Genomic DNA, 7,774 nt, shown 5'->3' with positions numbered 1-7,774 from the left:
CCCCTCCTCGCCACGCTCCCCTTCGTCCCGCTGTACGCGGTGTGGGCCCTGCTCCTCGCCACGGGCGGTGGAGATCTGGCCGCGCAGGAGGCGTGGGCGCACTTCGCGGCCCGGCACGGCGACTCGGCGTACAACCTGTTCTGGTACGGCGGGATGCACACCGCGAACTACAGCGTCCTCTCCCCTTATGTGATGGCCGCGTTCGGGGTGCGGACGGTGACCGTGGCCTCCGGGCTCGCGGCGTCGTGGCTGGCGGCCGTGCTGATCGTACGGTCCGGGGTACGCGGTCCCGTCGGTCCCGCGCTGCTCGCCTCCTTCGCGCTGTGGTGCAACGTCGCGTCCGGCCGTACGACGTTCGCGCTCGGTGTCGCCTTCGGGCTGGCAGCCTGCGTGCTGCTGACGGGGGAGCGGCGGGTGGTGCTCGCGTCGGTGTGCGCGGCGCTGTCCACCCTGGCCAGTCCCGTGGCCGGGCTGTTCGTGGCCGTGGTGGGGGCGGGCTTCCTCGCCGTACGGGACGGGGTGCGGGCCGGTGCCCTGCTCGTGCCGCCCGCCGCGGTCGTCGGGGTGACCACCGCCCTCTTCCCGTTCTCCGGCGAGCAGTTGATGCCGGCCGGGCGGATCCCGACACCCGCGCTGCTCGGGCTGACGGTCACCGCGCTGGCCCCGCGCGCCTGGCGCGTGGCCCGGTGGAGCGGGGTCGTGTACGCGGTCGGGACGGTCCTCGTGTATCTGGTGCCCTCGCCGATCGGGACGAACATCGAGCGGTTCGCGGCCCTGTTCGCCCCGGCCGCGCTGTGCGCCGTACTCCTGAACGCGCCGCCGAGGACCCGGCTGCGGCGGGCTGCCCTGCTCACGGCTCTGCTGTTCTCGCTCGGCTGGGTGGGCGCGAAGACCGTCGCCGACCTGAGGGTGACCACGCGTGTGCCGGCCTGGGCCGCCGACACGCGGGGCGTGACAGAGGCCCTGCGGGGACTCGGCGCCGACCGCACCCGGGTCGAGGTGGTCCCGGCCCGTGACCACCGCGAGGCCTCCGGACTCGCCCCCCACGTCAACCTGGCCCGGGGCTGGAACCGCCAGCTCGACATGGAACGCGCCCGCCTCTTCTACGACGGCACCTTCTCCGCGGCCGCCTACCGCGCCTGGCTGGACCACTGGGCGGTCGGCTTCGTCGTCCTGCCGCTGGCCGAACCCGACGGATACGCCGAGGAGGAGGCGCGCCTGGTGCGCGAGGGCCGGCCCGAGTGGCTGGAGCCGGTGTGGCACGACGCCCACTGGCAGGTCTACCGGGTGCGCGACGCGGCACCTCTCGTCTCGGCGCCCGCCACCGTCGTACGGACCACCAGCGCCGAGGTCGACGTCCGGGTGCCGAGGCCCGGCGCGGTCGTCATCCGGGTGGCGTACTCGCCCTGGCTGCGCACCGACGGAGGGTGCCTGACGCGGGACGGCCAGTTCACCCGGCTGACCGTCAGCCGGCCGGGTGCTTACCGGATCAGCTCCGAGTACGGGGCCGACCCGGCTCCGGGCCACTGCTGACCCCGGCCGGGCCCCCGTTCACCCGAACCGTACGTCCGTCCAGGTGAGAGCGGCGGCCCGCGGCGGCGCCGTGGTGGCCGCGGTCCCGAGCGCCACCACGACGGTACGCACCACCGGGCCAGGGCGACGGCCATCCCGGCGGGCCGTGGCCGTCGCCCCGGCCCGGTGGTGCGTGCACAAGGCAGGAGCCCCGCTGCCGGACGGCGCGGGGCTCCTTGGGTACTGCTATCAGGTCCGGATCAGAGCAAGAGGCTCACAGCACGAGGCTGGGCGAGCCCGTGCTTAGAGCGGGGTGACGTTCTCCGCCTGCGGGCCCTTCGGGCCCTGGGTCACGTCGAAGGAAACCGACTGGTTCTCCTCGAGGGAGCGGAAACCGCTCGCGTTGATCGCGGAGTAGTGGACGAAGACGTCGGGGCCGCCGCCTTCCTGGGCGATGAATCCAAAGCCCTTTTCGGCGTTGAACCACTTCACGGTTCCGGTAGCCATAAGCCCTCCTTGGGCCCAAAGGGTTGCCCTGCTCCAGAACCTGCAAGTGTGAATGCAAGTGCTGCACAACTGCATACGTCTGAAAACGACGAGAGCCCGCGGTCACATGCTCCGCAGGCTCTGTACTGCAAGGAAACCAAACTGCAACTTGCGGCGAGCCTAGCACGCGGGCAGCCGGAAGCAATAGAGGGCAAGATCACGTCACCCGGACGTTTGAAGATCTCGAAAACGAGGTCGCCGGGACGGCTGTGTCCAACCGACACGTGTCATGTCGAGATCACGTCGCGATCATGTCGAGCAGACGTGTACATGTCGTGGCGGAAACCTCGCCCGGGGGCCCACGCCGAGTCACGGACGCCACCCCGAAGGGTGCACCGTACCCCATGAGGGCTAGCCTCGCGATGTGGACAAATCTCGCACCCGGCCGCGCGTCGGCCACATCCAGTTCCTCAACTGCCTTCCCCTGTACTGGGGGTTGGCGCGGACCGGAACGCTCCTCGACTTCGAGCTGACGAAGGACACCCCGGAGAAGCTCAGCGAGAAGCTGGTGCAGGGCGATCTCGACATCGGGCCGATCACGCTCGTCGAGTTCCTCAGGCACGCGGACGACCTGGTCGCCTTCCCCGACATCGCTGTCGGCTGCGACGGCCCGGTGATGTCCTGCGTGATCGTCTCCCAGGTGCCCCTGGACCAACTGGACGGCGCCCGTGTCGCGCTCGGCTCGACCTCGCGCACGTCCGTACGGCTCGCACAGCTGCTGCTCGCCGAGCAGATCGGCGTCCGCCCGTCGTACTACACCTGCCCGCCCGACCTCCCGCTGATGATGCAGGAGGCCGAGGCCGCCGTGCTCATCGGTGACGCGGCGCTGCGGGCCAACCTGCACGAGGGCGCGAAGTTCGGCCTCGACGTGCACGACCTGGGCGCCATGTGGAAGGAGTGGACGGGCCTGCCGTTCGTCTTCGCGGTCTGGGCGGCCCGGCGCGACTACCTGGAGCGGGAGCCCGTCGTCACCAGGAAGGTGCACGAGGCGTTCCTGGCCTCCCGCGACCTGTCCCTGGACGAGGTCGGAAAGGTCGCGGAACAGGCGGCCCGCTGGGAGGCCTTCGACGAGAGGGTCCTGGAGCGTTACTTCACGACACTCGACTTCCGTTTCGGCGAACCACAGCTGGAAGCGGTGAACGAGTTCGCCCGCCGGGTGGGAGCGACGACGGGCTTCGCGTCGGATGTGCGGGTGGACCTGCTGAAGCCGTGAGAAGCCGTGAGAAGGCGTAACGGCATCTGAATTCCCGGCGAATTCGAGGTGCGGTGGGTTGTGAAATTCCCGGTACGTCATGGGGCCGGGTGCCCATGAGTTGTCAGGGGAGCGAACAGCCACATACTCACCCGCAACGGCCCGCCCACCGAACCGGGCGGACGAGACTCCCCCCGGCTCCGGGCGGCGGCACTACGCTTCTGGGAGTCGGGGACACGGGGGAGGTATGGCCGCATGCAACCGCTGGAGACCGGTGAACCCACGGCAGTGGGACCGTACCGGCTGCTGGGCAGGCTCGGCTCGGGCGGAATGGGCCGCGTCTACCTGGGACGCAGCGTCGGCGGCCGTACCGTCGCCGTGAAGGTCGTCCATCCGCACTTCGCGCTGGACGAGGAGTTCCGGGCGCGGTTCCGGCGCGAGGTCGACGCCGCGCGGCGGGTGGGCGGCGCGTGGACGGCCCCCGTGCTGGACGCGGACCCGGAGGCCTCGGTGCCGTGGGCGGCCACGGCGTACGCGGCGGGCCCCTCGCTGGCGGCCGCGATCGCGGACACCGGGGCGCTCCCGCTCCACACCGTGCGGGTCCTGGGCGCCGGCCTCGCGGAGGCCCTGACGGCGGTGCACGCGCTCGGCCTGGTCCACCGGGACGTGAAGCCCTCGAACGTCCTGCTCACCGTGGACGGTCCGCTCCTCATCGACTTTGGTATCGCCCGCGCCACGGACAGCACGGCGTCCCTCACCTCCACGGGCGTCTCGATCGGCTCGCCCGGCTACATGTCACCCGAGCAGATACTCGGCAAGGGGGTCACGGGAGCGGCGGACGTCTTCTCCCTGGGCGCGGTCCTGACGTACGCGGCGACGGGGGAGTCCCCCTTCCCCGGGGACTCGTCGGCGGCGCTGCTCTACAAGGTCGTCCACGAGGAGCCGCGACTCGGTTCGCTGGACGGCGAGTTGCGCGAACTGGTGCGGCGGTGCCTGGCGAAGGACCCGGACGGCCGCCCGGCCCCGGAGGAGGTGGCCCGCACCCTGGCCCCCGAGGGCGCGGCCCGGCCGGTGGCGGCGGGCTGGCTTCCGGGCCCTCTGGTGGAACAGGTCAGCCGGAGCGCCGTACACCTGCTGAACCTGGAGGCGGCTCAGACCCCGGCGTCCGGGCCGGTGGGGTTCAGCAGCCCTTCGGTGGGCTCGGGGACGGGGGGTTCCACGGGTGCTTCCTCCGGTGGCGGGGGCTCCGAGGGCCTGGCCGTGGCAGGGGTGTTCGGGCCGCCGCCCGTCATGCCGTCGGACAGGACCACGGGCGTGCCGGAGCCGAGAAGACCCGAGACTCCGGAGCGGGCGGCGCCGGGCAAGCTCTCGGTCAGCGTGGCCGCGACCTCCGCACCCGGGGCCGACGGACGCGGGCGGAAGGTGAGCTGCACGGTCGCCCTGGCGGTCGCGGGCGCCTTCGCCGCCGTGACGGTGGGGTCGGTCTTCGCGTTCGGCTTCCTGGGAGACGACGGAGCACACGACGACGCGAGCAGCAGCGAGAACCAGTCGGACCCCTCGGAGTCGGGCCCGGAGGCCTCCGCGCCGGCGGACGGCGTGCCGGACACGAAGAGGATCGTGCCCGAGAAGTACCTCGGGACATGGGAGGGCGCCGGCTACGCCCTGAACGGGAAGCTTCCCGCGGGCACGTTCCGCGTCACCCTCCGGCAGACCGAGGTGGGCGGGAAGCTGGGCACGTTCCGGTCCACCGACCTCATCGGCGGGGTCTGCGACGACGTACTCGTGCTGAAGAAGGTCACCGCGAAGCAGATCGTCGCGACCAGCGTCGCCGACAAGGACAACCCCGGCGTGTGCACGACGGGCGAGCACGAGGTCCGCCTCATCCCGGCCGGCGAGGAGCTGACGTACGAGACGGACAACGCGGAGGCCGGCGACCCCGTGGCCCGGATGGCGAGGATCAAGTAGCGGGCGCGGCGGGGGAGTCGGGTTCCCCATAGGGTGGGCGCGTGGATCTCGACCTCGCGCTGACCGTCGCCGCCGCCGTGTGGGGAGCGGCCGCCGGTGTGCTGGTGCCGCGGGCCGCGTACCGGCTGGCGGTCGAGCCGGAGGAGAGCTGGCGGGACGTCTGCCCGGCCGGGCACCCGATCAGGGGCCTGGCGCGCGGCTGGCTCGGGCGCGCCCGGTGCGTGGAGGCGCCGTACGGTCCGAGCACACCCGTCACCGCCCTGGTCACCGCCCTGGTGTGCGCGGCCCTCGCGCTCGCCACCGGTACCCGGCCCGAGCTGGCCGTCTGGTTGCTGCTCGCACCGGTCGGGGTCCTGCTCACCCTGGTGGACCTGAAGGTGCAGCGGCTGCCGGACGTGCTGACGCTGCCGCTCGCGGGTACGGCGCTCGTGCTGCTGGGCGCGGCGGCGCTCCTGCCGGAGCACGCGGGCCAGTGGCGTACGGCGCTGTCCGGGGCGCTCGCGCTCGGCGGCTTCTACTTCCTCTTCTTCCTCATCAGACCGATCGCCCTCGGCTTCGGCGACGTGAAACTGGCCCTCGGGCTCGGGGCGGTGCTCGGCTGGTACGGGTGGGGGGCGCTGTTCCTGGGCACGTTCGCCGCGTCCGTGTTCGGCAGCGTGCATGTGGCGGTGCTCGTGGCCCTGCGGCGCGCCGGGCGCAGGACGCCGGTCGCGATGGGGCCGTATCTGATCGCGGGCGCGTTCGCGGGAGTGCTGCTGGAGGCGTACGCGGCCTGACGCCGGGTGATCCCGGCCCCTGACGTAGGCTGGTTCGGTCCGTCCACCCCCTTAGGAAAGGGACGCCCGGTGACCGAGAAGGCCGACCTCACCGCTGTTGATGTCTCAGCCGTCCTCGACCGCGCCGCCTCGGGTGGGCGGATCACCCCGGAGGAGGCGCTCGTCCTCTACCGCGACGCGCCGCTGCACGCGCTGGGCGCCGCCGCGGACGCCGTACGGCGGCGGAGGTACGCGGGTGTCGAGCACATCGCGACGTACATCATCGAACGGAACATCAACTACACGAACGTCTGCGTGACGGCGTGCAGGTTCTGCGCGTTCTACGCCGCCCCGAAGGACACGGCCAAGGGCTGGACGCGGGACCTGGACGACATCCTGCGCCGCTGCGCCGAGACCGTCGAGCTCGGCGGCACGCAGATCATGTTCCAGGGCGGGCACCACCCGGACTACGGCGTGGAGTACTACGAGAAGCACTTCGCCGCCATCAAGAAGGAGTTCCCGCAGCTGGTCATCCACTCCCTCGGCGCGTCCGAGGTCGAGCACATGGCCCGGATCTCCAAGGTGAGCGTGGAGGAGGCCATCCAGCGGATCCACGCCGCCGGTCTTGACTCCTTCGCGGGCGCGGGCGCCGAGTTGCTGCCCGAGCGGCCGCGCAAGGCCATCGCTCCGCTGAAGGAGAGCGGCGAGCGCTGGCTGGAGATCATGGAGACCGCACACAACCTGGGCGTGGAGTCCACGTCCACCATGCTGATGGGCACCGGCGAGACGAACGCCGAGCGCATCGAGCATCTGCGCATGATCCGTGACGTGCAGGACCGGACGGGCGGCTTCCGGGCCTTCATCCCGTACACGTACCAGCCGGAGAACAACCACCTCAAGGGCCGTACGCAGGCCACGATCTTCGAGTACCTGCGCATGATCGCCATCGCCCGCCTCTTCATGGACAACATCGCCCACATCCAGGGCTCCTGGCTGACCACCGGCAAGGAGATCGGCCAACTCTCCCTGCACTACGGCGCGGACGACCTCGGCTCGATCATGCTGGAGGAGAACGTGGTGTCGTCGGCCGGCGCCAAGCACCGCTCCAACCGGCAGGAGATCATCGACCTGATCCGCAAGGCGGACCGCGTCCCCGCGCAGCGCACCACGACGTACGAGCACATCGTCGTCCACGACGATCCGGCGAACGACCCTGTCGACGAGCGCGTGGCCTCGCACATCTCGTCGATCGCCATCGAGGGCGGCACGGCTCACCCCGAGTTGAAGCTGCTGGCGTCCAACTGACCCGGGCATGCTGACGATTCACGCCGCGGACGAGGTGCGGTACCGCTGGGACGACCCGGAGCCGGTCAAGAGCGGTGCCGTCGCCGTGGAGGGCTCCCGGGTCGCCGCGGTGGGACCGCTGGCCGAGATCCAGGAGCGGTTCCAGGGCGCCCGTGTACGCCACTGGCCCGGCGTCCTCGGCCCCGCCCGGATCCACGAGGGCCCGCTTCCTGAGGCGCCGACACCGCGGGAACGTATCCACGCGGTGCTCAAGTCGGGTGCGTTGGCGGTCCTGGAGGAGTACGCCGGCACCCCCGAACTCAGGGCGGTCGCCGAGCGGAACGGCGTCGCGGTGCTGCCGGGTGCCCGCCCGATGGTCCTCGTGCGGGGTGGCCGGGCGGATCTCGCGGTACTGGACGAGAGCGGTGTCTGTGTGGCCACGGTGTGCGCGGGCCGCCTGGTCCATCGCCGCCGCTGACTTTCCTCGCCCCCGCCGCCCCTACCCGTCCCATCCCCGGGG

Annotated in this window: 7 protein-coding genes; 6 read left to right on the top strand and 1 reads right to left on the bottom strand. The window is 71.6% G+C overall.

The features are described from left to right. The coding region (locus FNH04_RS36975; RefSeq protein WP_152790214.1) for a hypothetical protein at window positions 1-1,533 on the top strand (1,533 nt) is incomplete at its 5' end. Window positions 1,534-1,815: 282 nt separating this feature from the next. On the opposite strand, the gene FNH04_RS36970 is transcribed toward FNH04_RS36975, so the two are convergent. Then, window positions 1,816-2,019: a cold-shock protein gene (locus FNH04_RS36970; protein WP_010986243.1), complete on the bottom strand. Its 204-nt coding sequence runs from the start codon at window positions 2,017-2,019 to the stop codon at window positions 1,816-1,818. A 403-nt stretch (window positions 2,020-2,422) separates the two neighbouring features. Between FNH04_RS36970 and FNH04_RS36965 the strand changes: the two genes are divergently transcribed. The 5 genes from FNH04_RS36965 (at window position 2,423) to FNH04_RS36945 (ending at window position 7,732) form a co-directional block, all read left to right on the top strand. Then, window positions 2,423-3,271 carry a menaquinone biosynthetic enzyme MqnA/MqnD family protein gene (locus tag FNH04_RS36965; RefSeq protein ID WP_322724925.1) on the top strand — a complete coding sequence of 283 codons (849 nt, stop codon included), beginning with the start codon at window positions 2,423-2,425 and terminating at the stop codon, window positions 3,269-3,271. A 234-nt stretch (window positions 3,272-3,505) separates the two neighbouring features. Further along, window positions 3,506-5,215, top strand: coding sequence for a serine/threonine-protein kinase (locus FNH04_RS36960; protein WP_152790213.1), 1,710 nt, complete (start codon window positions 3,506-3,508; stop codon window positions 5,213-5,215). 41 nt (window positions 5,216-5,256) lie between these two features. Next, window positions 5,257-5,991, top strand: coding sequence for a prepilin peptidase (locus FNH04_RS36955; RefSeq protein ID WP_322724922.1), 735 nt, complete (start codon window positions 5,257-5,259; stop codon window positions 5,989-5,991). A gap of 69 nt (window positions 5,992-6,060) precedes the next feature. Further along, complete coding sequence (gene mqnC, locus FNH04_RS36950; protein ID WP_322724920.1) at window positions 6,061-7,275, top strand: cyclic dehypoxanthinyl futalosine synthase; 1,215 nt, start codon at window positions 6,061-6,063, stop codon at window positions 7,273-7,275. A gap of 7 nt (window positions 7,276-7,282) precedes the next feature. After that, window positions 7,283-7,732 carry an imidazolonepropionase-like domain-containing protein gene (locus tag FNH04_RS36945; protein ID WP_152790212.1) on the top strand — a complete coding sequence of 150 codons (450 nt, stop codon included), beginning with the start codon at window positions 7,283-7,285 and terminating at the stop codon, window positions 7,730-7,732. Window positions 7,733-7,774 lie beyond the last annotated feature (42 nt).

It is taken from the genome of Streptomyces phyllanthi (genome assembly GCF_009377205.1).
In the GTDB taxonomy this organism is placed as follows: domain Bacteria; phylum Actinomycetota; class Actinomycetes; order Streptomycetales; family Streptomycetaceae; genus Streptomyces; species Streptomyces phyllanthi.
The sequence above is the reverse complement of the archived record's forward strand: the minus strand, read 5'-3'. Positions and strand labels throughout refer to the sequence as shown.